The sequence below is a fragment of the Paenibacillus pasadenensis DSM 19293 genome (genome assembly GCF_000422485.1).
GTDB lineage: Bacteria > Bacillota > Bacilli > Paenibacillales > Paenibacillaceae > Paenibacillus_O > Paenibacillus_O pasadenensis.
The window spans coordinates 16,570-42,559 of the sequence record NZ_KE383862.1; the positions used below are offsets into that span (position 1 = coordinate 16,570).

Below are 25,990 nucleotides of genomic sequence, written 5' to 3' on the forward strand. Positions count from 1 at the left end.
CGCCCATCCCCCCTTGTCCCGGCCGCTCGCGGGCCGAACATCTTCCTATGCGTATGATGAAGGCGGGTTGGCCTAGTACGGCAGTCGGGGAATCGCGCGCCTCGGCGTCAGCGGCCGGCTCACTTGATCCGGAACGTCCTCGCGCCGAGACGGCTTACGAGCCCTAGCGCCGCCGCGGCATACAGCGCCAGCAGCAGGGCGGAGCCGGCCGCCAGCGCCGGCAGCTCCGGCCGCAGCAGCAGCACGAGCCAGCAGCCCGCCGAGAGCGCCATGTTGACGAAGTGGAACAGCGGGTTTTTGGCGTCCAGCTCGGTCGAATACGGCTGGAGCAAATAGTAGAGCGCCAGATGATGGACCGAGAACAGCAGCGCCAGCGACAGCACGAGCGCCCAGAGCAGCAGTAGCTCTTCGAGCGGCAAGGCGGCTCCCGCGACGGCCGCGGCGGCCGTCAGCGCGGCGGCCGCGGCCGCTCCCGTCAGCAGGTTCATGGCGGCCAGGCGGACCAGGCGCAGGCGGAAATGCTTGGGCGCCGCAGCCCGGTAAAAGGCGTACCGCATCAGCGGCATGTCGCAGTTGTAGAACAGCGCCCGGCAGATCCGCTCTCCGACGGAGAGCAGGTACAGGCCGAACGGCAGGTACACGGCCAGCGAGGCCGGGTCCCATGAGCCGGGCTGCGGACGCAGCACGGCCAGCACGGCGCAGCCGGCCGCTCCCGCTCCCGCCACGATGGCGAGCCGCACCAGGAGGGGACGGCGGACGAGCCGGCGATGCCGGGAAAAGAACAGCGCGTTCAGATAAGCATAGCCGCTCGAGCCCGAGGCGCTGCCGCCCCGATCCGGTCCAGGCTCGCCGAGATCGTCCTGCTTGACGGCCACATCCGCCTTTTTCGCTTCCGCCATCATCCGCCCGAGATCGAGCAGCGGATCGTCCCGGCGGGTCGCCGCCTCGACCGCCTCGCGGTAGCGGGGATAGCGGGCGAGCCGCCAGACTGCGGCTGCGCCGAGCAAGGCGATGAGCGCGGCCAGGAGCGCCGCAGGCAGGGCAGGCAGCCGCAGGTCCGGCGCCAGGCCGAGCAGCGGCGGGCCATAGGCGAGAGCGAGTCCGACGAGGATCGACGCCCAGATGAGGCCGTTCTTTTTGATCAGCACGATCCCGGTCCGCTCGAACAGCAGCAGATGCCCGTACTCGGCCGCGAGCCGCCACATCGTGATCGACAGCGCCAGCAGCGCCCCGCCGAGCATGGAGCCGCCGACGAGCGGGAGCAGGACGGCGAGCGCGATCAGGAACGACAGGAAAAAGACGACGTATCGGTACGTCAGCGTCGCCTTCATGTAGAGCTCTCCGGGAATCCGCATCAGCTTGACCGCGACGAACTTGTCCCGCTTCGGCTCGAGCACCCGCGCGTTCCACAAGCAGGCGGTGAAGAAGCTGAGCGGCAGCAGGATCGCCAGCGCGGACGGCAGCAGATCCGCCGCATGCCCGGCCTCCCGCATCCAAAGCGCAGGGAGCACGACGCAGAGGCCGACATAGATCAGCTTGTTCGCGACCGCCCACAGCAGCTCCAGCACGATCGCCGCCCAGGAGGCGGCGCGCTTCCAGCCGCGCCGGGCATAGAGCGATTCGGGCACGCGGGAGCCGATCCACGGCAGCCGCCGCATGTAATAGACGAGGCGGTTGGCGAACGAAGCGACCTGGATGGCCCGCAGCAGCCGGTAGACGCTACTCATCGGCCGGTCCGTCCTGCAGCAGCTCTACGACCTGCCGCTCGAACTCCGGACTGCGCAGCAGCTCGGACTGCACGGAGGACAGCGAGCCTTGGTTCAGCACGACGAGCTCGTCGCACAGGTCGGTAGCCAGCTGCAGGATATGGGTGGAGAAGATGAGGATATGATCCTGCTTCATCTCCCGCAGCATCTGCTTCATCTCCAGCGCCACGATGACGTCGAAGGAGGTGAGCGGCTCGTCGAGCAGGATGACCGGAGGCTTGGCGATGAAGAAGAGCAGCATCTGCACCTTGTTCTTCATCCCATGCGAATAGCCCTTGATGAGGCGATGCCGGTCCTGGCCGTCGAAGCGCATCCGGTCGAACCAGGCATCGATGTCCACGCCTTCCGTCCGCCGGTCCGGATTCGCTTCGAGGTAAAACTTCACGAACTCGTACCCGGTCAGAAACTCGGGCAGGATCGGCAGCGAGTAGACGTAGCCGACATCCGTCTCGCGCAGCTCCCGCCTGCCGCCGTCCTCTTCCTCCAGATACGCTTTCCCGCCGTCCGTCTTCAGCTCGCGGCTGAGGCTGTTGAACAGCGTCGTCTTGCCGGCCCCGTTCCGTCCGAGCAGGCCGTAGATCTTGCCTTTCTCGAACGAGTACGATACTTCCCGCAGCACCGGCTTGCCGTCGAACGTCTTGCTGATCCGCTCCAGAATGAGCTTCACGTCGATCCCTCCTTCAAGGTTCTGATCGTCTGCATACGCAAGAGCGGCGCCCGGCGATGCAGAAAACGAGGCCGGAAACGGAAACAGCCGCACTCCCCTGCAGGGGAGTGCGGCTGTTGAACGCGCTCGGCTTAAAGCTTAGCTTACTCCGGGAACTCGGCCGGCACCGGCTTCGCCTCGTCCTGCTTGCCGGTTTTGCGGCCCGACAGGAACCAGCCGCCTACGGCGACGGCGACGAGCACGCCGTAGAAGATGAGCTTCCAGCCGGTCGACTCGGCAAAGTCATGCGGGATGACATGCAGCGAAGGATGCGCCAGCGTGTGAACCGCCAGCTTGACGCCGACCCAGCCGACGATGACGAAGGCCGCGATCTCGAGCGAAGGCCGCGCCTCCAGCAGCTTCACGAAGGCATTGGCCGCGAAGCGCATGATCAGCAGGCCGATGAATCCGCCCAGGAAGATGACGGCGAAGTGGCCTCCGTCCATGCCGCCGATTTGCGGCAGCGGCGTCTCCGGCAAGGCGACGGCGAGCGCGACGGCAGCGAGGATCGAGTCGACCGCGAAGGCGATGTCCGCCAGCTCGACCTTGATGACGGTGCCCCAGAAGCCGGATTTTTTCGGCTCGGCGGCCGTATGCGGCTCGACTTCCTGCTTCGCTCTCTTGACGATCACCTTGCGGTAGATGTGGTTGGCGGCGATGAACAGCAGATAGAGCGCGCCGATCGCCTGCACCTGCCAGACGTCGACCAGGAACGAGATGATGAACAGCGACGCGAAGCGGAACACGAACGCCCCCGCCAAGCCGTAGAACAAAGCCTTCTTCCTTTGCTGTTCCGGCAGATGCTTGACCATGATGGCCAGCACGAGCGCGTTGTCCGCCGCGAGCAGGCCCTCCAGCGCGATCAGGACGAGCAGCACCCATCCGTACTCCATCAGCAATGCGAAATCCATGTCCTTTCCTCCTTTGAATGAAATCGGATGTGCCCGGAAGAATGCAAAAAGACCCTTGCCGATGAGGAAACAGCCTCATGGACAAAGGTCTCACCAACAGCGCCGAATTATGCGGCGCTGCCAATAAAGCCGGAGAGCTCGCGCTCTCGGATTGACGACTTTACTGTACCAGTTACTCCCCTTCGGAGTCTTATGCGATTAGGCCGAGCGTTGCAATCAGAACGGTATACGCGCGCTTGCAGAGCTTGGTTTCACTTCTTGCGAAAAAAAAGATTCTCTTCTTTCTACCCGCGGTCCGGGACGCCTAAACCGGGGGGCGTCACCTCTGTCTGGGCGGGCGCATACGCTAGGCTATGCCCAGAAAACGGAGGTCATGCCCATGCATCCGTACGACTCCGCGCCAACGCCGGCACCGACGCGCGTGTACCACTGCGAGTCCGACCATCATGAAACGCTGCTCGGCGTCAAGCAGCGCCTGCAGGCGCTGTGCGCAGAGCACGCCTACCGCCTCGTCAAGGTCGAGACGATGGACGGCGACGTCTACGAGGGGAAGATCGTGCTGTGCGACCGCAGCATCATGTTCCTGCAGCTGTCGAACGAAGGCCTCAGCCGCGCGTTCCTGCCCGGCCCGCCGAATCCGTACTTCTACAACAACGTCATCCTGCCGCTCGTCCTGTTCGACCTGCTGGCCATCACGCTGATCTAAAGGAGGAAGTTGCATGGCGCTATTGTTTCCCCCCAACCAGCCGGGCGGCCTCGGCGGCCTGTTCCCGGGCACGCCGGGTCCGCCTCCATTCCCCGGAGGCGGAGGCGGCTTCCCTGGACCGCCTCCCGGACCGGGTCCAGGCGGCTTCCCCGGTGCTGGCGGAGGCTTCCCGGGACCTGGCGGAATGCCGGGCGGGCCGGGCGGCGGACCGCAGCCGCCGTCCTCGCCGCCGCCGCAGGCGATTCCGATCAAGCCGCTGACGGCGGGAGCGCTGGCGATCGACCCCGGCGCCATCTCCGGCTGCGTGCTGCGCTACACCTACGTCTGGCCGTCGAACGGCCCCGGCTTCTGGTTCTATCCGGTGTTCGTCGGCCGCACCTCGGTGTCCGGCTTCCGCTGGAACGGCCTGTTCTGGATGTTCTCCGGCCTCGACCTGAGCCGCATCGACTCGTTCAGCTGCTATTGACCGAGGCAGCCCTGCCTTTCGCAAAAGCCCCCGTCTGCCGGCGCTCGCCGGCGACGGGGGCTTTTGCCGCCGTCCGAAAAGAGAGCGCCGAAATTGCGGCCGCATCGGGCGCCCGTTCAAAAGGAGAGAAGGCGGGGTCATTCCTGCCGCCCCTCTTTTTCGTGAGCCGAGTCAAGCAGGCTCTGCAAGCATGCGATCCCCCGCATCTGCTCGACGAGCACCCCGTCCAGGTAATGAAGGGACTGAAGCGCAATTTCCTTGGCCTGCGCCGCGTCATGGTTGTCGAGCTCGGACAGGACCTTGCGAACGACATCCAGGGAATAGACGACTCGTTGAACCGTGCGGATGACGAGCAGCTTGCGGATGTCCGAGGGGCGATAGATGCGGAACCCGTTGTCGGGCCGGCGCTCGGGCCGAATCAGTCCTTCCTTCTCCCAATGCCGAATGGCGGAAGCGGATACCTTCGCTTCCTCGGCGGCTTCTCCGATCGTATACGAGCTTTTACCGCCGCGCAGGGACGGTTCATGCAGCGCTTGGAGATCAAGCATCTCCACCGTTCTTTGGACCGTTTCCTTCTCCGCATGGAGGCGGACTTGGGCCTCGTTGAGCAGCCACAGGACATCCAGCTTCTTTCCCTGCTGGACGAGCGGCATGATGCGCCGGACCAGCTCCATGCCGAATCCGGGAATCAACGCGCGGATGCATTGAAAATAGGCTTCATGTTCCCGGGTGTAGACGCGATACCCGCTTGCCGATCTCTCGATCCGAGGGACGAGCCCCCAGGCTTCGTAATGCCGCAGCGCGCTCGTGCTGATATTCAGGCTCCGGGCGATGTCGATTCCTCTCATCCCGCCTCCTCCTCCCCCTATCATGGAAGGTTCAAGCATATGACGGCTTTACAGTCGTTTTTCCAGGCAGCACCGGATTTAAACCCGACCTACCTTAGCATTTGCACCAATAGTATACGATGGAAGTACATTCTCTTCAAAGGAAGGTGCCGATCCCCATGAACAAGATCATCCCCATTTTGCCTTGCCCGTCTCTGAAGGATCAAATTTCCTTTTACGAAAAGCTGGGCTTCACCCTGGCCTACATCTCCCCTCGTCCCCATTCCTACGCGGTGCTCCGGCTCGGATCGCTCGAGCTGCACTTTTATGGAAGCAAGAAGACGGTCCCGAGCGAAAATCCTCAGATGTGCTATGTACAAGTCGATGAAGTCGATCTCGTCTATGAGCAGTTCACAAGCTCGATAAAAATGGCCTTGGGCAAAATTCCTCGAACCGGCGTCCCTAGAATTTCCAAAATGAAGCACTTGAAGGAGGATCGGCGGTTCATGATGACGGATATGGGGGGAAACACGCTCTTCATCGGGACGCCGAACGAGGAGCTGCACGAATCTCCCGCCTTTTTCCGGAACCTTGCCAGCGATGAGCATGCCCACTCCTTCGGCATCCTTTACGATTTGATGTATTCCAAGGAGGATGTCTCCTCCGCCTCTGCCATGCTGCAGAAGTTTTTTCCGTCAGATCTGACGTCGATGGAGGTCGAGGAGCTCGATCTGGCCAAGCTGTTGCTGGTGGCGATGGATATCCAGCTGCACCAGCACCAAGCTGCAGATCCGCGGCTCGGCGACAAGCTCGACGAGCTGATCGCCGCTCATGGAACCGATTCGGCAGATTGGAACCGGATCTCCCGGCAGCGGTCCATCCTGGACGAGAAGTAAGGCCCGCTGCTGATTCCTCCCCCGCCCGTTCGGGTACAATGAGGGCAAACCGTCTTCTCCTGCCTGTCCGGCGGAGCGGACTAGGAGGAGATCGATTTGCTGACGACCCTGCATCGAAAAGGACTCGGGACGGCCGCCGCCGTCCTGCTGCTTTGCGGCTGCGCCCCGTCCGAGCAGCTGCGGCAGGACGGAGGAGCCGCGCCGCCTGCCAGCTCGTCCGGAGCCATACCTTCCGCCGCGCCGCCCTCGGAGGCGGCGGAAAGCGCGGATCGCTTTCCCTATGAGCCGACCGTCCTCGCAGAAGGATTGGACCTGCCGTGGGAGATCGCCCTTGCTCCGGACGGCCGCATCTTCTTCACCGAGCGCCCGGGAGCGCTGCGGGTCATCGAGGATGGCCGGCTCCGCGAGGAGCCGCTGCTGGAGGTCGAAGGTCCGGATGGAGGAGAAGGCGGCTTGCTCGGCCTCGCTCTTGATCCGGCTTTTGCCGACAACGGCTACGCCTACGCCTACCACTCCTACGAAGAGCAGGGCCGCATCCTGAACCGCGTGCTGCGCCTGCGCATCGAAGGCGGCAAGGCGGCCATCGACCAGGTGCTGCTCGATTCGATTCCGGGAGCGGTCAATCATAACGGCGGCCGGCTGCGCTTCGGCCCGGACGGCATGCTGTACGCGACGACCGGCGACGCGTCCGAGCCGGAGCTGGCGCAGGATCCGGACAGCCTGGCCGGCAAGATCCTCCGGCTGCAGCCGGACGGGTCGGTTCCGGCGGACAACCCTTTTCCCGGATCGCCGGTCTACAGCCTCGGCCACCGCAACCCGCAGGGCCTCGCCTGGCATCCAGAGAGCGGCGAGCTGTACAGCTCCGAGCACGGCCAATCGGCGCATGACGAGATCAACCGCATCCGCCCCGGCGCCAACTACGGCTGGCCGGACGTGGAGGGCGACGAGAGCGGCGAGGCCGCAGACGGCCAGCCGCTGCAGGTTCCGGCCGCGCATAGCGGCGACGAGACGTGGGCTCCGTCGGGCATGGCCTTCCTGACAGACGGGCCGTGGAAGGGCCGGCTGCTCGTCTCCGCGCTGCGGGGAGAGCGGCTGCTGCAGGCTTCCCTTGCGGCGGACGGAAGCGTATCGTCGATCGAGCCTTTCTTCGAAGGAGAGTGGGGCCGGCTGCGCTCGATCGTCGAAGCCCCGGACGGCACGCTGTACGTGCTGACGAGCAACCGGTCGCGCGGCAACCCGGCGGACAACGACGACCGGATCGTCGCGCTCGTTCCGCAGCCGTCGCCATCGCCGTGACGATCGCTACAAGGCGCCAGCGCGCGCTTGGAGCATGCCCTTCGCGATTCCATTCGCCGCCTCGCTTTGCGAGGCGGTTTTTGCGCTTGCCCTCAGGAGGACGGCGAGATGCGCTTGCCTCCGGCGGAGCGCGCCCGCCAGGCCCTCGCCCGGCGCAGCAGCGGCGCGCGGCAGCGCGTCCACAGCAGACGGAAGAGGAGGTAGAGCAGCAGCGCGCCGAGGACGCTGTTCAGCAGGGCGCCGGTCAGGAAGTCCAGCCCGGCCCCGCCGAGCTCGCCCAGGCTCTCGACCGTTTCGTCGTAGCGGAGCTCCTCTGCCGGATCGGCGAGAATGTCCCGAACCTCCGGGTCGGCGGGCTGGCGCAGCCCTCTGCGCACGGCATGTCCCACGGCATAATTGACGTAGAACAGAATCGGCCATAACAGCGTGCCGAAAAGGACGGCGAACATGCCGGCCGCCATATTGCCGCGGCACAGCCGCAGCAGCGCCAGCGCCAGCAGCACGTCCGCGCCGAAGGTCGGGAACCAGCAGGGCAGGAACCCCAGCGCGAAGCCGAGCGCGACGCGATGGGAGCCTTGCCGCTGCCGAAGCAGGCGAAGCGTCTGGTAGACCAATCCTCTCTTGAGCGCCGCAAGCTTCATTCGATCCCCTCCCTTGCTTCGAAATCTCGCCCCATCTTACCAAAAGCAGGCCAAGCGAAGCCAGCCGCAAGCGGCGAATGGTTGCGCACCGGCTACGGCTGGGAGCGCGTACTCTCTTTTCTTCTAGAATAATTTCCCTTATTCTGTCTCAAATGACCATCTCCGATTGTCATATCGGGTAGAACCGACTTCAGGATAAGAGGTGCTGCATGGAATCCGAACCGAACCTAGCGTCATGGGAACAACTCGTCAAGCTGCATCGCCAGCCGCTCTTCTCTTACTGCTATCACATGCTGCGGCATAAGCAGGAGGCGGAGGATGCCGTGCAGGAGGCCTTCTTTCAAGCCATGCGAAGGCCCAGGGGCATCGCCGACATCTCCAATGCCCGCGCCTGGCTGTACAAGATCGCCCATCGCCACTGCCTCAATGTCATGAAGCGAAAGAACCGCCTGAGCTTCCTGCTCGCTCTGGTCAAAAGGGAAACGGAAGCGGCCAGCGACGCTCCCCCGCCAGGAGCCCATCCGGTCGAGGAGCTGCTGGCGCTGCTCTCCCCGCTTGACCGGTCGATCGTCGTGCTGCGGATCGTGGAGGAGCGCTCCTACGAGGACATCGCGGAAATCGCGCAGACGACCGCCGGGGCGGTCCGCAAGCGTTTCGAGCGGGCGCGGCGGACCATCAGACAGGCCTGCGGGCCGGAAGGAGGAAGCAGCCATGATGCCCAATCGAAAGCCCGTCCCGTTTCGTTCCTTTGAGGAATTCGCCTCCGCGCTGCGCCAGGAGACGATTCCTTCTCCATCTCCGCTGCAGCTGCCGCTTCCTCATGCGAAAAGGACGCGCTCGCTCGGCCGCCGGCTTGCGCTCTGGATTCCAGCTGCGCTGCTCGTGCCGCTCAGCGCAGCCCTGCTCCTGCTCGCTCTCTCCTGGACGGAAAGGACGGAGCGGCCGGAGGAGCGGCCGGCATCGGCCAATCCTCCTGTCCTGACCGAGACGCCGGACGAGCAGCAGGCCAAGGATGAGAAGGCCCGCCTGCTGATGGAATCCCCCGGCTACAGGCAGTTGAAGCGAAAGGCGGAGGCCGGCCTGCAGCCGGGTGAGAGCGCGATTCTGCTGGTCGCCGAAGCGTATGAGATCGATCGCTATTATGACCCGCTGAACATCGAATTCCGCTTCTCGTCGATCGAGGAGCTTCTGGCGGCCACCGACACGCGCTTCCCGCTCCCTTCTCCGCCAGCCGGCAGCCGCTTTCTGGAAGGAAGAGTCCTCTTCGAGACGTCGGAGCAGCTCGACATCGAGCAGCTCGAAGCGCTCTACGCGGAAGCGAAGGCTTCCCCGGAAGGCTACGCGCTGCGGAAAACGAGCCTGAGCCGCGATGCCGGCTGGATCAGCCTTTCCTACTCCCGCACGGATGTGGAAGGGATGCCCGGCATCGAGGTGAACATCCGTCCAGGAGCGAACGGAGCTATGAACAGCCTGGATCCCGACCGCTTGGAGCCGGTGTCGATCGGAACGCATCAAGCGTGGTTCGATCCTTCCCTTCCGAAGCTGACGTTTGTCGACGACTCCGGGGCCGAACCGCTGCTCATCCATCTGATCGGCCGCACTCGCGAGCAGGATGCGGAGGCCGACAAGAACGAACTGAGCGCCATGGCGGCCAGCATGCTGCCGTGAGACGCTCCGCTTATCGGCAGGCTTTATGGCTGCGACGTGGATCTATGAACCTGGCGCGAGTCAGAAGCGCTTTCGACTCCCTGGTCGGGTCGATACGCCCGAGTTTCGCCAACCAAGGCACTTTCGACTCCCTGGTCGGGTCGATGCACCGGATTTTCGCCAACTAAGGCACTTTCAACTCCCTGGTCGGGTCGATGCACCAGGGTTCCGCCAACCAAGGCGCTTTCGCTTCCCTGGTCGCGACGGATTGGCCGGAGCGGCTGCTCGACTGCGCAGCCTTCGACCCGACCCGCTTGACCTTCGTCAGCGTGCTCGGCCTCAGCTACTACTTGCCGCAGGAGGCGTTTCTCCGTCTGCTGCGGAAGCTGGCGAACCTGCTGCCTGCAGGCAGCGGCTTCGCGTTCGACTACCCCGACGAGCTGACCTTCACGCCAAAGGCCTGCGAGCGCGCCCGCAAGCAGGTGATGATGGCGGCGCAGGCCGGCGAGCCGATGGTCTCCTCCTACTCCTCTGCCGAGCTGGAGTCGCTGCTGGAGGAGGCGGGACTGCTCGCGTACGAGCATCTGACGCCTGCTGACATCGACGCCCGGCTGCTCGCTGCCTGCAACGCCAGCCGGACGGGCGAGCCGCTGGCCGCCTTCGACAACGTCCATTATTGCCTGGCGGTCAAGCGGTCCTGAGTTCTGCCTGATATGCGCCGCAGGCCGATGACGCCCCAACGGCAAAAAAGAGCTGCGGCATCTTGGCAGATGCGGCAGCTCCTTGCGTTGGTCGAGTCTCGCTCATGAAGGGATTGGAGGAGATCTTGTTGGTTATACCGGCGGAATCTGTGGGATCGGTGGGATCGGCGGGATCGGTGGAATTGGTGGGATCGGCGGAATCACTGGCGGAACCGTCAGCTCGACTACGCCTGCGCAAGAGGTCTGCTCCAGCACAGCTCCGGAAACATCCTTCCAAGCTCCCGGCTTGAGCGTCACAACGACGGTTTGACCTGATGCAAACGTCGCCTCGGGAAGCTGCACAAGGAAAGTGGAGGTCATGGAATCCCATATTACGAAGCTGGATTGAATCCAGCCCGGAGCCGATTCACCGCCGATGGAGATAGATTCCAGCAAATCAGCGGTATTTGTCAGGGAGGTCGTGTCGGCATGCAGTTCTCCGCTTGCACGAAGGCTCAACTGGCCTACACCGGCATGGAGCGGACCCAAAGTGACCTCAACGGCAGGTTCTGGAATGTAAACCGCCACAGCGTAACGGATAACGCGATTGTCTGCATCGGTGGCCGCCACCAGGATGAGCGGATGCTCTGTGTCGAGGTCAATGTCTTGGCCGGATGCATAATCGACGCCATCGAAAAAGGCTCCCGACGCCGGAGTATACACATTTTCCCCAACTGTGCGGATACGCCATTTCTCTGCGCCTACGCTGCTCGGGTTCACCAGCGTCAGCTTGGCCGTGCCGGGAACGGAACCTGCTGAAACATAGAATTGCGTATGCAGCAGCTGTTCTGCCGCCACACCGATCTGCGCGGCCGTCAGCGCGATGTCGCTGAACCGGACGACTGCGCCGGTGGAGGCGTTGACCTCATAGACGCCGATATGCTCGCCCTCATAGACGCCCCGAATATCGGCGCCCGTCTCATATTCGCTGCCGATCTCGGCCGCGGAGGATCCGACCTTCGGCGTCACGAACGGACCTGGCTGATGGACGAAACGCAGGCCGTTGCCCGAGACCGCTTCGTAGACGAGACGCACCGAGCCGGCTACCGTTCCGGATTCCACCGTAAGCCCCGTGATGGCTGGCGCCGGGGTCGGTGTCGGCGACGCGGTTGGCGTCGGTGTTGCCGTCGGTGTCGACGACGCGGTTGGCGTCGGCTGAACGGTCGGCGTTGCCGTCGATGTCGGCTCCGGCGTCGGCCACACGATAGGCGGCGCTGCGCTCGGCGTCGGGCTTGGACTTGGCGAGGCGCTCGGCGTCGGCGTCAGGCTCGGCGAAGGAGTCGGCGTTGGCGTGGCGCCACGCGGAACGTATTGCTCCTTCGCCTCATAAGCGCCCAGCACGAGCAGATCGCGGGTCGCGTTGGAGCCTCCGCCGAATTTTCCGTCCGCGCCGTTGCTCAGCAGCTTCAGCTCCAGGGCGAGCTCGACGTAGCCTTTGGCCCAGTCCGAAACGGTCTGGTCGTCCACGCCGGGAGCCGACTTGGCGTCGTCATCCTTGCCAAGGCCCCTCACCAGGAACGTGGCGAGCTGCTCTTTCGTGACCTTTCCTGCCGGGTCGAACCTTCCGCCGCCATATCCTTCCGCGATGCCCGCGTTCTTGAGGGCCTCGATGTAAGGCAACGCATAGCCGTTTCCCTTGTCGTCCGGCTTGACGTCACTGAAGCTGGACATCTTCAGGCCCGAGTCGACCTTCAGGCCGAAAATCAGCGCAGCGACCTTGGCGAACTGGGCGCGGTTCATTTCGCTCTTCAAGTCGAACGTGTCCTGGCTCACGCCGTTGAACACGCCCGCGCTGAGCAGCGCGTCAATCTTCGCTTTCGTCGCGGCATCGAGATCCTGCAAGTCTTTGAAGTCAGCCGATGTTTTGGCCGCGAGCGCAGTCGTTCCCGGCAAGCTCAGCGCCAGGGCGAGCCCCAGGATCAGACTCCTGCTTTTCCTCATTCAGACTATTCCTCCCTTTTTTAAATCAAATCTTTCAAAGGGATCTATCGGCATAGGCCGGAGGTCTTATAAGAGGCGAGGCGAAATCATTCGCCGCCCCGCATCATCCGCCGCGAGCTCGACGACAGCCGGCCCAGATCCGCGGCGAGCATCCGGACCTGCTCGCGGAGCACGGGCGCTTCATCCGTGCCTTCCCAGAAGCGGCTGACGAAGTGCAGGAATACGTCTACTTTGCGGAGCTGCATCAGCAAAGGCACCGCTTCCATCTCCTCGCGGGACAGCCGGACGACGCCGCTGAAGCCGCGCCAGAACGCTTGCGCCGCCGCCTCTTCCTCCGGATGTCCGACGAGGCCGGAAAGAACGACCGCCGGCTCCATCGCCCGCAAATCCCACGCGCAGAACTCGAAGTCGAGCAGCGCGGCTACCTGCCGGCGATCCGCCTGCCGCAGCAGCAGGTTCGACGCGTTCAGATCTCCGTGCACGAGCTGATGCGGCAGCCGCTCCAGCTCCGCCAGGCGACCGAAGATGTCTCCGCACGCCTCATATAGCGCCCCGAGCTCCGCAGCCAGATGGCGGAAAGGCTCGGGCGGATCGAAGCACAGCTCGCGCAGCGCTTCGTCAGTGCAAAGCGGATAGGCCGCTCTCAGCTCGTAATACGGGCGATACGCCGGAGACAAGCTCGGGCGGACGCCGGCAAGCGCCGCCGACAACAGGCCCGCCGCTTCGCCGAACGACGCCTCGTAGCCCGACTCCTCCTCCGCCGGGGAGTCGCCTTCGATATAGCGGAACAAGCAAGCGAGCTTGGAAGGGTCGTCCTCCGTCTCGGCCACGGTCGCCCCGTTCCGGGCCGGGATCGGCTGCGGCACCTGAAACGGCAAGGAGAGCTCCGCCAGCCGCTTCAGCACCTCGTGCTCGAACTCGATCTTGTCCCGGTCGCGATGCGTCTCGTAGATGCGCAGCACCGCGCGCCCGGCACTGCCTTCAACAAAATACGTGCTGTTGTTCCACCCGCCGCTCCGCCGCCGCAGCGTTCCGCTCCACTCCGGCCACAGCCGGCTCATCCAGGATTCCATCATCCGCATCGTTGTCGCTCCTTCATCCGGTCCGGGAGCCTTCATGCCAGCGCTGGCAGGATCCGGCTGAACGACTGGAAATTCTCCGGGCGGAATCCGGCCAAGCGGCAGAGCCTGAGGTAGCTGTAAGCGTATTTGCCGTAATGCCCGTGCCGGCTGTCCGCAAGGGCTTCTTCCCAATAAGACGGCTCCAGCGGATTACGCGCGCCGGCCACGGCGTTTGAAGCGGATTCCGTCTCTTCCTTTTCGAGCGCATTCGCATAAGCCAACAGGGCTGTTCTTTTGAAAAAAGACTGCTCCAGAATCGGCCCGTGCTCCTCCAGAGCCTCGGCACTCAAGGCCCGCTTCAGCTCCACGACGGCATGTCCGTGCGTCAGCAGATGGCCGAGCTGCATGTCTCCTCTCTCCATCCGTTCCGGTCTGGAGAAAGCATGGAACAGCTCCAGTACGGATGATGGAGCAAGCTCAGGCTGATTTTCCGCTTCCGGCACCTCGCCGGGTTGAACGACCGTATGGATGCCGTTGATCGTGACATAACCGGGACCGGAGTCGGCAAAGCCCTGCAGCATCGTCGCCATCGCGTCGAACAGCTCTTGCGTCGCCGGAATGCCGGAGCGCTCGATCAAGTCGAGCATGTAGGACGCGTAGATGGCATCGTGGCCAAGCGAGTTGTCTTTGCCGCCATTTCGAATCAACACGCGCAGCAGCTCCGGCCGAAAGCCGATCTTCGGCTCCCCTTCATCGTCATAGATGCCCTGGTTTCCCTTCTCCTTGACGATCTGATCGAGATTGCGGCGGACCAAAGGCTCCAGACCCCCGGGCAGAAGCTGCTCGTCCAGCAGCCGGGCCATGGAGAGGACCGCGCACGCCCAGTGGCCGTCCCATAGGTTCGACGAAGCCGACTCAATCATCTTTTGACAGGCCCACCTGCCGTAGAACGCTGACTTTTCCATTCTCCTCCCCCTCCTTAAAGGTTAAGCATAGCGGGAAAGGCGCGATTTGAACATGCCGGCGGCTCGTCCAGCAGGACAGCCAAAAGGCCTGCGCCAGCTGCCCCCTAGGCAGCCGTCACAGACCTCTGTGCTGACCTTCTCATCGACAAGCGTTCGCTGCGGAGCAGAGCCTACAGCGCCTCCACCAGCATGGAGACGCCTTGCCCGCCGCCGATGCAGAGCGAGGCGAGGCCGAGCCGGCCCTCGCGGCGGCGCAGCTCATGCAGCAGCGTGACGAGGATGCGGGCGCCGCTCGCGCCGATCGGATGCCCGAGCGCGATGGCGCCGCCGTTCACGTTGAGCTTCTCCGGCGGCAGCTCGAGCTCGCGGCCGACGGCGATCGCCTGCGCCGCGAACGCCTCGTTCATCTCGAACAAGTCGATGTCGCCCATCGACACTCCTGTCCGCTCCAGCAGCCGGCGCGTCGCGTGCACGGGGCCGAGCCCCATGAAGGCCGGGTCGAGCGCGGCGCTCGCGTAGCCGCGAATGGCGGCGAGCGGCTTCAGGCCGAGCGCGGCCGCCCGCTCCGCCGACATGACGACGAGCGCGGCCGCGCCGTCGTTCAGGCCGGACGCGTTGCCGGCCGTGACAGTGCCGCCCGCGCGGAACGCCGGGCGCAGCCGGCCGAGCGACTCCGCCGTCGTGCCGGCGCGCGGATGCTCGTCGGCGCCGACCGACAGCGGCTCGCCCTTGCGGCGAGGGACGGCCACCGGCACGATCTCCTCGGCGAAGCGGCCGGCCGCGATCGCCGCCTCGGCCTTTTGCTGGCTCCATGCCGCGAACTCGTCCTGCTCCTGGCGGCCGATGCCGTACTTGTCCGCGATGTTCTCGGCCGTCTCCCCCATATGGATGTCGCCCATCGCGCACCAGAGCCCGTCCCGGATCATCGAGTCGACGAGCTTGGCGTCGCCGAGGCGCAGGCCGGTCCGCCCGCCGGGCAGCAGGTAGGGAGACTGGCTCATCGATTCCATGCCGCCGGCCACGACGATCTCGGCGTCGCCGAGCCGGATCGCCTGCGCGGCCAGCATGACGGCCTTGAGGCCGGAGCCGCACACCTTGTTGACGGCCGCCGCTGGCACCGAGGACGAATAGCCGTTTTTCAGCCACGCCTGGCGAGCCGGATTTTGTCCCACTCCCGCCTGCAGCACGTGGCCGAGGATAACCTCGTCCACCTGCTCCTGGCCGACGCCCGCCCGGGCGAGCGCCTCCCGGATCGCCGCCGCGCCCAGCTCGGGCGCCGGCACCTCGGCGAGCGCCCCCTGAAAGCTGCCGATCGGCGTGCGGACGGCGCTGACGATGACCGCTTCATGCAAGCTCGACATCACGCTCTCCCCCTCTCCAATTCCGCTGCGACCGCGTAGCGGGCCTCGGTATGGTCCCGCACCTGCTCCAGCGTCGCGCCCTCCTGCAGCTCCACGAGCACCATTCCCTGCTCGGTGAAGTCGAATACGGCCAAGTCCGTGATGAGCCGGTCGACGACCCGCTGCCCGGTCAGCGGCAGCGTGCAGGCGGCCTTGACCTTGGACTCTCCGTGCTTGCTCATATGCTCCATGACGACGACGACGCGCCGCGCTCCGTGCACGAGATCCATCGCGCCGCCCATGCCCTTGACCATCTTGCCGGGAATCATCCAGTTGGCGAGGTCGCCCTGCTCCGACACCTCCATGCCGCCGAGGATCGCGAGCTCGACGTGGCCGCCCCGGATCATGGCGAACGACTCCGCGCTGTCGAAATAGGACGCGCCCGGCACGGCCGTCACCGTCTCCTTGCCCGCGTTGATGAGGTCGGGATCGGCCTCGCCCTCCAGCGGGTACGGCCCGATGCCGAGCAGCCCGTTCTCCGACTGCAGCAGCACCTGCATGCGGGCCGGAATATGGTTGGCGACCAGCGTCGGCATGCCGATGCCGAGATTGACGACCATGCCGTCCTGAATCTCCTGCACCGCCCGCATGACGATCGCGCTTCGGCTGCCGCTCATCGGCCTTCCCTCCCTTGGACTTGGACGCCTGCGCCGCGCACGGTCAAGCGCTCGATCCGCTTCTCATAGCCGAAGCCCTGGACAACCCGCTGCACGTAGACGCCCGGCGTATGGATCTCGTCCGGATCGAGCGCGCCTGCCGGCACGATCTCCTCGGCCTCCGCGATCGTGATCCGGCCCGCGGCTGCCGCGAGCGGATTGAAGTTGCGCGACGTCTTGCGGTAGACGAGGTTGCCGAGCGTATCCGCCTTCCACGCCTTGACGAGGGCGAAGTCGCCGACGATGCCTCGTTCGAGCAGGTAGGTCCGGCCGTCGAATTCCTTCTGCTCCTTGCCGTCCGCGACGACCGTGCCGACGCCGGTCGGCGTGTAGAAGCCGGGGATGCCCGCCCCTCCGGCGCGGATGCGCTCCGCGAGCGTCCCTTGCGGGACGAGCTCGACCTCCAGCTCCCCGCTCAGGTACTGGCTCTCGAACGTCTTGTTCTCCCCGACATAGGAGGAGACCATCTTGCGGATCTGCTTCGTCCGCAGCAGCAGCCCGAGCCCCCAGTCGTCGACGCCGCAGTTGTTGCTGACGGCCGTGAGGCCGCTCGTCCCCTGCTCGACCAGCGCCTGGATGAGCGTCTCGGGGATGCCGCATAGGCCGAATCCGCCGACGATCAGCGTCGATCCGTCCGGGATATCGCGCACGGCGTCCGCAGCCGAAGCCCATGTCTTGCTCATAAGTTCCATCCTTTCTGTTGTCGCGCCCCGGCCCTCCCGCTCTACTGCGCGGTGTAGCCGCCGTCGATCAGCAGCGTCGCGCCGGTGACGCCGCGCATCCGGTCCCCGGCGATGAGCGAGGCGAAGTCGGCGATCTCCTCCACGGAGAGCAGCCGCTTCTGCGGAATGAGCGAGTACAGCACGTCCTCCAGCACCCGCTCCAGCGGAACGCCGCGCGTGCGGGACAGGTCCTCGAGCTGCCCGCGCACGAGCGGCGTGTCGACGTAGCCCGGGCAGAGCGCGTTCACCGTGATGTTGTGGGCCGCGCCCTCGAGCGCCGCCACCTTGGTCAGGCCGATCAGGCCGTGCTTGGCGCTGTTGTAGGCCGCTTTGCCGGCGAAGCCGATGACGCCGTTGATCGACGCCATGTTGAGGATGCGGCCGTACTGCTGGCGCTTCATGATCGGGAACGCATGCTTGATGCCGATGAACGCCCCCGTCAGCATGACCCGCAGCATGAAGTCGAATTTCTCCACGGGGAATTCCTCGATCGGAGCGACATGCTGCAGGCCGGCGTTGTTGACGAGGATGTCCAGCCGGCCGTAGGCCGCCTCCGCGCGGGCGATCGCCTGCGCGTACTGGCCTTCGTCGGTGACGTCGCAGGCGAGGCCGAGGCACTCTCCGCCTACGTCCTGGAGCGAGGCGGCCGCCTGCTCCGCCGCCTCCCCGCGGATGTCGGTCAGCACGACCGCCGCTCCCTCCGCCGACAGCTTGCGGGCAATCTCGAGTCCGATGCCGCTGGCCGCGCCCGTGACGAGTGCGACCCTTCCTTTCATCTCCGGCTGCATATGGATTCAGGCCTCCATTCCTCTGATGCTGTGAAGCGATCTAGACGATGACGGTCAGCACCGCGGCGAGCGCGAATACGACGACCGTCTTGATGATCGTGATGGCGAAAATGTCCTTGTACGACTGGCGATGCGTCAAGCCGGTAATCGCGAGCAGCGTGATAACGGCGCCGTTATGCGGCAGCGTGTCCATGCCTCCGGACGCCATCGAGGCGATCCGGTGCAGCAGCTCGGGGCTGATGCCCATCGCGTTCGCCGCATCGAGATACGTCTTGCTCATGACCTCCAGCGCGATCGACAGGCCGCCGGAGGCGGAGCCGGTGATGCCGGCGAGCAGGTTGACCGAGACGGCTTCCGACAGCAGCGGCGCCCCGTTCATGCTGTGGATGCCGTTCTGGATCGCCTGGAAGCCGGGCAGCGTCTTGACGACGTTGCCGAAGCCGACCTCGGAGGCGGTGTTGAAGATCGCCAGCAGCGCGCCCATCGCGCCTGCCGTCAGGCCGGCGGCGAGCTTGCCCTTCACCTGGCGGACGTTGATGCAAAGCGCGGCGATGACGCCGACCGTCAGCGCGATGATGAGCGCCCAGATCGAGGAGACGGACTTGACGTTCGCGATGTTGAACGACTGGAGCAGCTCCTCGTCATACCACGTCGTGACGGTCAGCGCGCCGCGGCTCAGCAGGAAGTTCAGCACCAGCACGAGCGCCAGCGGCAGCAGCGCCAGCCACAGCTTCGGATAGTTCGTCTCCTCCGCCGCCTCGGGCTCGTTCTTGTGGTTGTCGCCGTAGCCCTCGCCGGCGAGCTCGGCCTGCTTGCGGCGGCGCTCCAGCCAGTACAGGCCGGCCGCGAAGATGAGCGCGCCGCCGATGATGCCGACGACCGGAGCCGCATAGGCGTCCGTCCCGAAGTAGGCGGTCGGGATGATGTTCTGGATCTGCGGCGTGCCGGGCAGCGCGTCCATCGTGAACGTGAACGCGCCGAGCGCGATCGTGCCGGGGATGAGCCGTTTCGGGATGTTGCCTTCCCGGAAGATGGCCGCCGCGAACGGATACACGGCAAAAGCGACGACGAACAGCGAGACGCCGCCGTACGTCAGCACGGCGCAGGCGAGGACGACCGCCAGCATCGCCCGCTTGCTGCCGAGCGATCTCACGATCGCGTGGGCGATCGACGAGGCCGCTCCGCTCAGCTCCATCGCCTTGCCGAAGATCGCGCCGAGCAGGAAGACCGGGAAATACGTCTTGATGTAGCTGGCCGCGTTGGTCATGTACACCTCGGTGTAGCTCGGCAGCAGCGCCTTGCCCGAGATGACGACGGCCAGCAGCGTGAAGATCGGCGCGAATACGATGACCGGGAACCCTCGATAGGCGAAAAGCATGAGCAGGCCAAGCGCGAGCAGGATGGCGAAAACTTCTAGGAACATAGACATGGCTCCTCTGCCTCGGGTTGTAAAACGCTTTCATTTCGTTCCGTCTCAGTTTACAACCTGCTCGGCGAAAAGGTAAAATTCAGACATCGAATCATTGCCATTCCATAATTCTATGAATGGAGCTATTCGGCTTGGAACTTAGACATCTTTCCTACCTGCTGGAGATCGCCAAGCAGCAGAACATGACCAAAGCGGCCGAGACGCTCCATCTGTCCCAGCCGACGCTCAGCAAGATCGTCCGCTCGGTGGAGGACGAGCTCGGCGCCCCGGTGTTCGACCGCTCCGGCAAGCAGCTCAAGCTGACGGACTCCGGCGCCGCCGCCATCCGCCAGATCCCCGCCGTGCTGCGCGCCGTGCAGGATCTGCACACCGCCATGGACGACGTCGCGGAGCTCAAGACGGGCAGCATCGCGATCGGCCTGCCTCCCGTCATCGGCTCCGTCTTTTTCCCCCGCGTCATTCCTCCCTTTCAACGGGAATTCCCCAATGTGAGCTTCCAGGTGACCGAGGAGGGCGCGAAGAAGATCGAGTCGCTGCTGCTGAGCGGGGAGCTCGATATCGGGGTCGTCGTCGGCCCTGTGAACGCGCAGGCGTTCCACTCCGTGCCGTTCATCCGGCAGCGGCTCGCGCTGCTCGTGCACGAGGCGCATCCGCTCGCCGGCCGGGAAGCCGCGTCGATCCGGGAGCTTGAGCAGGAGCCGTTCATCCTGTTCTCGTACGGCTTCGCCGTGCGGCAGCTCGTGCTGCGCGCCTGCCAGGCGGCCGGCTACGAGCCGCAGATCCTTCATTCCAGCTCCCAGTGGGACCTCATGGCGGAGATGGTCGCGGCCGGCGTCGGCATCTCGATCGTGCCCGACGTCATCTGCAGCAAGATCACTGACCCGCGCATCCGCTTCGTGCAGCTGGACGATCCCGTCATTCCCTGGCAGCTGGACGTCATCTGGCCGAGGGACAATTACGTGCCCCATTCCGTGCGTTCGTTCATTAAGTTCATTCGATTGTCGGAAGGAATGAAAGAGTGAATCGGAGGCCCCGCAACCGGGAAAGATGACCAAAAGCGTGTCGAGCCGGCCACAATTGGCGGCGGAATGCGATGATTTTTCGAGGAAGCGAGGGATGTCTACTTGACAGTCATTCTCAACAAAATTAATATTAGATTGTAATCATTATAAAAACACTCCAAGGAGGAACCATATCATGTCCCTGATCGGAACTGAAGTAAAACCTTTTAGCGCGAAAGCGTACCAGAACGGCAATTTCATCGACGTAACGGAGCAGAACTTCAAAGGCAAATGGAGCGTCGTCTGCTTCTACCCGGCCGACTTCACCTTCGTATGCCCGACCGAGCTCGGCGACCTGCAAGACCAATATGAAACGCTGAAATCGCTCGGCGTGGAAGTATATTCCGTCTCGACCGACACGCACTTCACGCACAAGGCTTGGCATGACAGCTCCGAGACGATCGGCAAGATCACGTACATCATGATCGGCGATCCGACGCACACGATCTCCCGCAACTTCGACGTGCTGATCGAAGCGGACGGCCTGGCCGACCGCGGCACGTTCATCATCGATCCGGACGGCGTCATCCAGACGGTCGAGATCAATGCCGGCGGCATCGGCCGCGACGCGAGCGCGCTCGTCAACAAGATCAAAGCCGCTCAATACGTGCGCAACAATCCAGGCGAAGTCTGCCCTGCGAAATGGCAAGAAGGCGGCACGACGCTGAAGCCTAGCCTTGACCTCGTAGGCAAGATCTAAGGGGCATTTCCAATGGTACTTGACGGAGATATCAAGGCACAGCTAGCCCAATACATGGGACTCATGGAAGGCGACGTGCATATCCAGGTCAGCGCGGGCACCGACGCGGTGTCGCAGGACATGCTCGGCCTGATGGACGAGATCGTCGCCATGAGCCCCCGCATCCGGGTGGAAAAAGCGGAGCTGCCGCGCACGCCGAGCTTCAGCGTGAACCGCCCGGGCGAGGATACGGGAATCGTCTTTGCCGGCATCCCGCTCGGCCATGAATTCACGTCCTTCGTGCTGGCGCTGCTGCAAGTCAGCGGCCGCGCGCCGAAGGTCGACCAGAGCGTCATCGATCTGATCAAGGGCATCAAGGGCGAGTACAAGTTCGAGACGTTCGTCAGCCTGAGCTGCCACAACTGTCCGGATGTCGTCCAAGCCCTCAACGTCATGAGCGTGCTCAATCCGGGCATCTCGCATACGATGATCGACGGCGCGGCGTTCAAGGATGAAGCGGAGGAGCGCGGCGTCATGGCCGTGCCGTCCGTCTACCTGAACGGCGAGGCGTTCGGCGGCGGCCGGATGTCGATCGAGGAGATTCTGGCCAAGATCGTCGAAGCTCCGAGCGCGGAGGAATTCAACGGCAAGGAGCCGTTCGACGTGCTCGTCGTCGGCGGCGGCCCGGCCGGCGCAAGCTCCGCGATCTATGCGGCCCGCAAAGGCATCCGCACCGGCATCGTCGCCGAGCGCTTCGGCGGCCAGATCATGGACACGGTCGGCATCGAGAACTTCATCAGCACGAAGTACACCGAAGGTCCGAAGCTGGCCGCGAGCCTCGAGGAGCATGTGAAGGAGTACAACGTCGACATCATGAAGCTTCAACGGGCGGTCCGCCTGGAGAAGAAGGATTATGTCGAGGTCGAGCTCGAGAACGGCGCCGTGCTGCGCAGCAAGACGGTCATCCTGTCGACCGGAGCGCGCTGGCGCAACGTCGGCGTGCCGGGCGAAGCCGAGTTCAAGAACAAGGGCGTGGCGTACTGCCCGCACTGTGACGGACCTCTGTTCGCCGGCAAGGATGTCGCGGTCATCGGCGGAGGCAACTCCGGCGTCGAAGCGGCGATCGACCTGGCCGGCATCGTCAAGCATGTGACCGTGCTGGAGTTCAACACCGAGCTCAAGGCCGACTCCGTGCTGCAGGACCGCCTGTACTCGCTTCCGAACGTCACGGTCATCACGAATGTCGCGACCAAGGAATTCACCGGCACGGACAAGCTCAGCGGAATCACGTTCACCGACCGCGAGACCGGCGAGGACCGCCACATCGAGCTGCAGGGCGTATTCGTGCAGATCGGCCTCGTGCCGAACACCGAATGGCTCGGAGGCGCGGTGGAGCGCAACCGGATGGGCGAGATCATCGTCGACGCGCGCGGCGCGACGTCGCTGCCCGGCGTGTTCGCGGCAGGCGACTGCACGAACAGCCCGTTCAAGCAGATCATCATCTCGATGGGCTCGGGCGCGACCGCGGCGCTCGGCGCGTTCGACTATCTGATCCGCAACTAATAAGAACCGTTTCTCGGCAGAGGGGAGCCTGATCGCTCCTCTCGACCCGGGGAGCGGTTTTTTTTGTCACGCACGATAAAAGGACAGCACCCAACAGACCCCGTTCCGGTCGGAGACGATGGCCAGCAGGCCGTTGAACGGAGCCTCGTACAGCTCCGTGACGATCGCCCCGCCGGAAGCGAGGGCTCCATAGACGCGGCGGAACTCCTCCTCCGTGCCGAGCTTGAGGAAGATCCGGACATAGTCGCCCTTCTGAACCGGCTTCGCCGCTTGAACGTCGGCGAACTTGAGGGCGACTCCATCTACGTGCAGATCCGCGTTCAGAACCGTTTCTCCCTGCCTTCGCAGAATCTCGACCTCTCCTCCAAAGACGCCTTGATAAAATCGGATTTCCTCCGCGCAATTCTCCACGACGACAAACGGAGCTGCAGCCAGCATCGTCATCCTCCTCCTTGGTTTGAAAAAGCCAGGTTCTTCAGCAGGCGGACCTTAGCCTCTACAGCCCGGTCAAGTTGCCGAGCACCGTCTTCAGCAGACGGATGAACATGGCGTACTCCGCTTCGTCGATGCCTGCGGCGGTCTTGGTCCGAACGCGGTTCAGCGCTTCCTGGACCTGAGGCACGACCTCTCGTCCCGCCTCCGTCAAATAAAGCAGCTGAAAGCGCTGATCCGCAGGATCCGCTTCCCTTCGGACATACCCTTCCGCCTCGAGCTTGGCGATCGCCTTGGCCGTCGTCGTCTTGTCGACCAGCAGCTTCTCGCTCAAGGCCTTTTGCGTCAACGGCTCCTGCTGCGCGATCGCCATGAGGAACATGTACTGGCCGCTGCCGATGCGATGCGGCGCCAGCTCGGCGGAGATCAGCACCTGCATGTGACGGTAGATCGCCGAGATATAAGGGCCATGCGATTCCGAGCTGTCCTTGCTTTTGAGCGCCCAGGGCTCGCTCATGGCAATTCCCCCTTCCCCTCCAGATATGATGCTATTGCAACTAATTGGAGTTTATCTTAGTTAGAATGCTATTGCAACTAATAAATGGGTTGGCTTGTCCCTTGCAGCCGCCGGCAGCGGCAAGCACGCCGTATCGTCTCTCGGACGATGGAAGCCCAAATAGCCGCAGCTCGAATGAGCTGCAGCCTTTTGGGCTGTTTTACGACGATCAAAGCAGATGCATCTTCGCCTCCGCCTCGTCCCAAGGCACGGCGTACCCGCTGCCTTTGGCGCAAAAGATCGAGGAGGACGTATACAGCGGGTCCGCGTCCTTGCGATACCCTTTCCGCTGGATCACCTCCGGCGTATTGTGGCACTCGTCGTAGCCTCCGAATACGCAGCGGATGGCGCCCCGCCCATGCGTGAACGAGGCCAGCTCCGCCGCATAGTTCAGAAATGTCGCCACCGGCGCCCGGCCCGTGACGACCGCATGCGCGTCCGTCGTCTGCGGCGGATCGAACTGCCCGCTGGCGCGCTGGATATCGGACAGCACCCGTCCCAGCTCGTCCAAGCCGACCTTGATCTTGAAGGTGTAAAAAGGCTCCAGCAGCACGTTGTCGGCCTTTTCCAGCCCCTGCCTGAGCGCGCGGAAGGCGGCCTCGCGGAAGTCGCCCCCATGCGTATATTCCTTGTGCGCGGCGGCCCGCAGCAGCGTAATCTTGAGGTCGGCGACCGGCATGCCCGTCAGCAGGCCGCGATGCTCCCGCTCGTAGAGATGCGTCTTCACGAGGTTCTGGTTGCCGACGCTGAATTCGTTCGGATGGCAGACGCTCGCGAACGCGATTCCGCTGCCCCGCTCGCCCGGCTCGAGCCGCAGATGCACTTCCGCATAATGCCGAAGCGGCTCGAAATGCCCGTATCCGGTGACCGCGGCGCGGATCGTCTCCTTGTACAGAATTTCCGGGCTGCCGAACGAGACGTCCATCCCGAACCGCTCCCGCACCACATGCCCCAGCACCTCCAGTTGAATGAGGCCCATCACATGCACATGAATCTCCTGCAGGCTCTCCTCCCAGACGACGTTCAGCGACGGGTCCTCCGCATTCAGCATCCGAAACGCGCTCAGCACGTCCTTGACGTGAAGCGTCTCCGGGAACGCAACCTTCGTCATCAGCGTCGGCGCCATCTCGTAGGCCGGCTCGTCCCTGCAAGCGCCGAGTCCTTGGCCGGCCTCGACGGCGGACAGTCCGGTCACGGCGATCAGCTCGCCCGCCTCCGCCTGCTCGAGCGCATGCGACCGGCTCCCGTTGAACGCCAGCAGGCGCGTCACCTTCTCCTCCTGCCGCTTGCCGCCGCTCTCGTAGGCCAGCTCGTCCCGGACCCGCAGCGTGCCGGCCAGCAGCTTGATGAAGGTCAGCCGCACGCCGCTTGGATCATGACGGATCTTGGTCACGCGTCCGGCGAACGGCGCCTCCTTGTCATAGGCAGCGGTCGTCAAGCCGTGCAGCAGCTCCAGAAATTCGGTTACGCCGATATCCTGCAGCGCGGAGCCGCTCGCGCACGGGAACAGCCTTCCTTCGCGGACGAGTCCGCGCAGAGCCTCCAGCCAGTAGGCCGGGTCGTCCCGGCCTTCCAGGTACGCCTCCAGCAGCGCCTCGTCCCGCTCGGCCATCCGCTCCCGCAGCGGCTCTCCGACGATGCCGTGCGCAAAGCTGTCCATGACCGGTACTGCGTCCGGCGTCAGATGCAGGCGGATCTCGTCCAGCGTCGCTTCCGCGTCGGCGCCGACGCGATCCGTCTTGTTGATGAAAAAGAACGTCGGAACCCGGTGCTTGCGCAGCAGCTGCCATACCGTCTCCGTATGTCCCTGGACTCCCTCCGCCGCGCTGACGATGACGATCGCGTAGTCCATCGCCAGGACGGCCCGCTCCATCTCCGGCGAGAAGTCGACGTGTCCGGGCGTGTCGATCAGATCATAGGCCGAGCCCTTGTACGACAGCTGCGCTTGATCGGCAAACACCGTAATGCCCCGCGCGCGTTCGATCTCGTGGCTGTCCAGATAGGCGTCCTTATGGTCGACCCGTCCGCGCGACCGGATGCTGCCCGCATGGTAAAGCAGCTGCTCCGCAAACGTCGTCTTGCCCGCGTCCACATGGGCGAACAGGCCGATGGTCATCCTCATGGCGGCATCCCCC

26 protein-coding genes are annotated in these 25,990 nt (G+C 64.2%); 10 read left to right on the plus strand and 16 right to left on the minus strand.

What is annotated here, in order from left to right; genetic code table 11:
- Positions 1-119 precede the first annotated feature (119 nt).
- From H582_RS0124750 to H582_RS0124760, 3 genes are all read right to left on the minus strand, one after another.
- Positions 120-1,727, minus strand: coding sequence for a hypothetical protein (locus H582_RS0124750; protein WP_028600688.1), 1,608 nt, complete (start codon positions 1,725-1,727; stop codon positions 120-122).
- Positions 1,720-2,433: an ABC transporter ATP-binding protein gene (locus H582_RS0124755; RefSeq protein ID WP_028600689.1), complete on the minus strand. Its 714-nt coding sequence runs from the start codon at positions 2,431-2,433 to the stop codon at positions 1,720-1,722. Before H582_RS0124755 ends, H582_RS0124750 begins: the two co-directional genes overlap by 8 nt.
- A gap of 143 nt (positions 2,434-2,576) precedes the next feature.
- On the minus strand, positions 2,577-3,383 hold the full coding sequence (locus H582_RS0124760) for a TerC family protein (RefSeq protein ID WP_028600690.1): 807 nt from the start codon (positions 3,381-3,383) through the stop codon (positions 2,577-2,579).
- A gap of 379 nt (positions 3,384-3,762) precedes the next feature.
- Between H582_RS0124760 and H582_RS32300 the strand changes: the two genes are divergently transcribed.
- A complete protein-coding gene (locus H582_RS32300) occupies positions 3,763-4,089 on the plus strand; it encodes a hypothetical protein (RefSeq protein ID WP_052333655.1) in 327 nt (108 codons plus the stop codon).
- Positions 4,090-4,102: 13 nt separating this feature from the next.
- Positions 4,103-4,555, plus strand: coding sequence for a hypothetical protein (locus H582_RS32305; RefSeq protein WP_028600692.1), 453 nt, complete (start codon positions 4,103-4,105; stop codon positions 4,553-4,555).
- A gap of 137 nt (positions 4,556-4,692) precedes the next feature.
- Here H582_RS32305 and H582_RS0124775 read toward each other — a convergent pair whose 3' ends face one another.
- On the minus strand, positions 4,693-5,403 hold the full coding sequence (locus tag H582_RS0124775; protein ID WP_028600693.1) for a MerR family transcriptional regulator: 711 nt from the start codon (positions 5,401-5,403) through the stop codon (positions 4,693-4,695).
- 158 nt (positions 5,404-5,561) lie between these two features.
- Between H582_RS0124775 and H582_RS30585 the strand changes: the two genes are divergently transcribed.
- Entirely contained in the window at positions 5,562-6,278 is a 717-nt protein-coding gene (locus H582_RS30585; RefSeq protein ID WP_052333656.1) for a VOC family protein, read from the plus strand.
- A gap of 96 nt (positions 6,279-6,374) precedes the next feature.
- A complete protein-coding gene (locus tag H582_RS29560; RefSeq protein WP_240479078.1) occupies positions 6,375-7,574 on the plus strand; it encodes a PQQ-dependent sugar dehydrogenase in 1,200 nt (399 codons plus the stop codon).
- A 92-nt stretch (positions 7,575-7,666) separates the two neighbouring features.
- Here H582_RS29560 and H582_RS29565 read toward each other — a convergent pair whose 3' ends face one another.
- Entirely contained in the window at positions 7,667-8,215 is a 549-nt protein-coding gene (locus H582_RS29565; protein ID WP_052333657.1) for a DUF2062 domain-containing protein, read from the minus strand.
- A gap of 209 nt (positions 8,216-8,424) precedes the next feature.
- Here H582_RS29565 and H582_RS0124795 point away from each other — a divergent pair, with 209 nt between their 5' ends.
- The 3 genes from H582_RS0124795 (at position 8,425) to H582_RS29570 (ending at position 10,563) form a co-directional block, all read left to right on the plus strand.
- Entirely contained in the window at positions 8,425-8,967 is a 543-nt protein-coding gene (locus H582_RS0124795) for an RNA polymerase sigma factor (RefSeq protein WP_028600694.1), read from the plus strand.
- Complete coding sequence (locus tag H582_RS0124800; RefSeq protein WP_028600695.1) at positions 8,927-9,883, plus strand: hypothetical protein; 957 nt, start codon at positions 8,927-8,929, stop codon at positions 9,881-9,883. The genes H582_RS0124795 and H582_RS0124800 overlap by 41 nt, the downstream gene beginning before the upstream one ends.
- 194 nt (positions 9,884-10,077) lie before the next feature.
- The gene (locus tag H582_RS29570; RefSeq protein WP_052333658.1) at positions 10,078-10,563 is read left to right on the plus strand and encodes a class I SAM-dependent methyltransferase; all 486 of its coding nucleotides are present in this window, start codon (positions 10,078-10,080) and stop codon (positions 10,561-10,563) included.
- Positions 10,564-10,695: 132 nt separating this feature from the next.
- On the opposite strand, the gene H582_RS30590 is transcribed toward H582_RS29570, so the two are convergent.
- The 8 genes from H582_RS30590 to H582_RS0124845 all read right to left on the minus strand — a co-directional run bounded on the left by H582_RS30590 (position 10,696) and on the right by H582_RS0124845 (position 19,558).
- The gene (locus H582_RS30590; RefSeq protein ID WP_052333659.1) at positions 10,696-12,543 is read right to left on the minus strand and encodes an S-layer homology domain-containing protein; all 1,848 of its coding nucleotides are present in this window, start codon (positions 12,541-12,543) and stop codon (positions 10,696-10,698) included.
- A gap of 86 nt (positions 12,544-12,629) precedes the next feature.
- Positions 12,630-13,625: a phosphotransferase gene (locus tag H582_RS0124815; protein ID WP_240479079.1), complete on the minus strand. Its 996-nt coding sequence runs from the start codon at positions 13,623-13,625 to the stop codon at positions 12,630-12,632.
- 32 nt (positions 13,626-13,657) lie between these two features.
- Positions 13,658-14,569, minus strand: a complete 912-nt coding sequence (locus tag H582_RS0124820; protein ID WP_028600697.1) for a hypothetical protein — start codon at positions 14,567-14,569, stop codon at positions 13,658-13,660.
- Between the two features lie 170 nt (positions 14,570-14,739).
- Positions 14,740-15,930 carry an acetyl-CoA C-acetyltransferase gene (locus tag H582_RS0124825; RefSeq protein ID WP_043112061.1) on the minus strand — a complete coding sequence of 397 codons (1,191 nt, stop codon included), beginning with the start codon at positions 15,928-15,930 and terminating at the stop codon, positions 14,740-14,742.
- On the minus strand, positions 15,930-16,586 hold the full coding sequence (locus H582_RS0124830) for a 3-oxoacid CoA-transferase subunit B (RefSeq protein WP_028600699.1): 657 nt from the start codon (positions 16,584-16,586) through the stop codon (positions 15,930-15,932). Before H582_RS0124830 ends, H582_RS0124825 begins: the two co-directional genes overlap by 1 nt.
- Positions 16,583-17,308: a CoA transferase subunit A gene (locus H582_RS0124835; protein ID WP_028600700.1), complete on the minus strand. Its 726-nt coding sequence runs from the start codon at positions 17,306-17,308 to the stop codon at positions 16,583-16,585. The genes H582_RS0124830 and H582_RS0124835 overlap by 4 nt, the downstream gene beginning before the upstream one ends.
- 41 nt (positions 17,309-17,349) lie before the next feature.
- Entirely contained in the window at positions 17,350-18,135 is a 786-nt protein-coding gene (locus H582_RS0124840; RefSeq protein ID WP_028600701.1) for a 3-hydroxybutyrate dehydrogenase, read from the minus strand.
- Between the two features lie 40 nt (positions 18,136-18,175).
- On the minus strand, positions 18,176-19,558 hold the full coding sequence (locus H582_RS0124845; RefSeq protein WP_028600702.1) for a GntP family permease: 1,383 nt from the start codon (positions 19,556-19,558) through the stop codon (positions 18,176-18,178).
- Between the two features lie 137 nt (positions 19,559-19,695).
- Between H582_RS0124845 and H582_RS0124850 the strand changes: the two genes are divergently transcribed.
- The 3 genes from H582_RS0124850 to ahpF all read left to right on the plus strand — a co-directional run bounded on the left by H582_RS0124850 (position 19,696) and on the right by ahpF (position 22,867).
- Positions 19,696-20,586 carry a LysR family transcriptional regulator gene (locus H582_RS0124850; RefSeq protein WP_028600703.1) on the plus strand — a complete coding sequence of 297 codons (891 nt, stop codon included), beginning with the start codon at positions 19,696-19,698 and terminating at the stop codon, positions 20,584-20,586.
- Positions 20,587-20,761: 175 nt separating this feature from the next.
- Positions 20,762-21,325, plus strand: a complete 564-nt coding sequence (gene ahpC, locus H582_RS0124855; protein ID WP_028600704.1) for an alkyl hydroperoxide reductase subunit C — start codon at positions 20,762-20,764, stop codon at positions 21,323-21,325.
- A 12-nt stretch (positions 21,326-21,337) separates the two neighbouring features.
- Positions 21,338-22,867, plus strand: coding sequence for an alkyl hydroperoxide reductase subunit F (gene ahpF, locus H582_RS0124860; RefSeq protein ID WP_028600705.1), 1,530 nt, complete (start codon positions 21,338-21,340; stop codon positions 22,865-22,867).
- A gap of 66 nt (positions 22,868-22,933) precedes the next feature.
- On the opposite strand, the gene H582_RS0124865 is transcribed toward ahpF, so the two are convergent.
- From H582_RS0124865 to H582_RS0124875, 3 genes are all read right to left on the minus strand, one after another.
- Entirely contained in the window at positions 22,934-23,305 is a 372-nt protein-coding gene (locus H582_RS0124865; protein WP_228551218.1) for a VOC family protein, read from the minus strand.
- A 58-nt stretch (positions 23,306-23,363) separates the two neighbouring features.
- Positions 23,364-23,816 (minus strand): MarR family winged helix-turn-helix transcriptional regulator, encoded by a 453-nt coding sequence (locus H582_RS0124870; protein WP_028600707.1) that lies wholly within the window; start codon positions 23,814-23,816, stop codon positions 23,364-23,366.
- A gap of 208 nt (positions 23,817-24,024) precedes the next feature.
- On the minus strand, positions 24,025-25,977 hold the full coding sequence (locus H582_RS0124875) for an elongation factor G (protein ID WP_028600708.1): 1,953 nt from the start codon (positions 25,975-25,977) through the stop codon (positions 24,025-24,027).
- Positions 25,978-25,990: the final 13 nt, after the last annotated feature.

Coding starts and splice junctions, on each gene's coding strand:
- H582_RS0124750 (WP_028600688.1), bottom strand. CDS start 1,727: ATGAGTAGCGTCTACCGGCTGCTGCGGGCCATCCAGGTCGCTTCGTTC.
- H582_RS0124760 (WP_028600690.1), bottom strand. CDS start 3,383: ATGGATTTCGCATTGCTGATGGAGTACGGATGGGTGCTGCTCGTCCTG.
- H582_RS32300 (WP_052333655.1), top strand. CDS start 3,763: ATGCATCCGTACGACTCCGCGCCAACGCCGGCACCGACGCGCGTGTAC.
- H582_RS32305 (WP_028600692.1), top strand. CDS start 4,103: ATGGCGCTATTGTTTCCCCCCAACCAGCCGGGCGGCCTCGGCGGCCTG.
- H582_RS0124775 (WP_028600693.1), bottom strand. CDS start 5,403: ATGAGAGGAATCGACATCGCCCGGAGCCTGAATATCAGCACGAGCGCG.
- H582_RS30585 (WP_052333656.1), top strand. CDS start 5,562: ATGAACAAGATCATCCCCATTTTGCCTTGCCCGTCTCTGAAGGATCAA.
- H582_RS29565 (WP_052333657.1), bottom strand. CDS start 8,215: ATGAAGCTTGCGGCGCTCAAGAGAGGATTGGTCTACCAGACGCTTCGC.
- H582_RS0124795 (WP_028600694.1), top strand. CDS start 8,425: ATGGAATCCGAACCGAACCTAGCGTCATGGGAACAACTCGTCAAGCTG.
- H582_RS0124800 (WP_028600695.1), top strand. CDS start 8,927: ATGATGCCCAATCGAAAGCCCGTCCCGTTTCGTTCCTTTGAGGAATTC.
- H582_RS29570 (WP_052333658.1), top strand. CDS start 10,078: ATGCACCAGGGTTCCGCCAACCAAGGCGCTTTCGCTTCCCTGGTCGCG.
- H582_RS30590 (WP_052333659.1), bottom strand. CDS start 12,543: ATGAGGAAAAGCAGGAGTCTGATCCTGGGGCTCGCCCTGGCGCTGAGC.
- H582_RS0124815 (WP_240479079.1), bottom strand. CDS start 13,625: ATGCGGATGATGGAATCCTGGATGAGCCGGCTGTGGCCGGAGTGGAGC.
- H582_RS0124820 (WP_028600697.1), bottom strand. CDS start 14,569: ATGGAAAAGTCAGCGTTCTACGGCAGGTGGGCCTGTCAAAAGATGATT.
- H582_RS0124825 (WP_043112061.1), bottom strand. CDS start 15,930: ATGTCGAGCTTGCATGAAGCGGTCATCGTCAGCGCCGTCCGCACGCCG.
- H582_RS0124830 (WP_028600699.1), bottom strand. CDS start 16,586: ATGAGCGGCAGCCGAAGCGCGATCGTCATGCGGGCGGTGCAGGAGATT.
- H582_RS0124835 (WP_028600700.1), bottom strand. CDS start 17,308: ATGAGCAAGACATGGGCTTCGGCTGCGGACGCCGTGCGCGATATCCCG.
- H582_RS0124840 (WP_028600701.1), bottom strand. CDS start 18,135: ATGCAGCCGGAGATGAAAGGAAGGGTCGCACTCGTCACGGGCGCGGCC.
- H582_RS0124845 (WP_028600702.1), bottom strand. CDS start 19,558: ATGTTCCTAGAAGTTTTCGCCATCCTGCTCGCGCTTGGCCTGCTCATG.
- ahpC (WP_028600704.1), top strand. CDS start 20,762: ATGTCCCTGATCGGAACTGAAGTAAAACCTTTTAGCGCGAAAGCGTAC.
- ahpF (WP_028600705.1), top strand. CDS start 21,338: ATGGTACTTGACGGAGATATCAAGGCACAGCTAGCCCAATACATGGGA.
- H582_RS0124865 (WP_228551218.1), bottom strand. CDS start 23,305: ATGCTGGCTGCAGCTCCGTTTGTCGTCGTGGAGAATTGCGCGGAGGAA.
- H582_RS0124870 (WP_028600707.1), bottom strand. CDS start 23,816: ATGAGCGAGCCCTGGGCGCTCAAAAGCAAGGACAGCTCGGAATCGCAT.
- H582_RS0124875 (WP_028600708.1), bottom strand. CDS start 25,977: ATGAGGATGACCATCGGCCTGTTCGCCCATGTGGACGCGGGCAAGACG.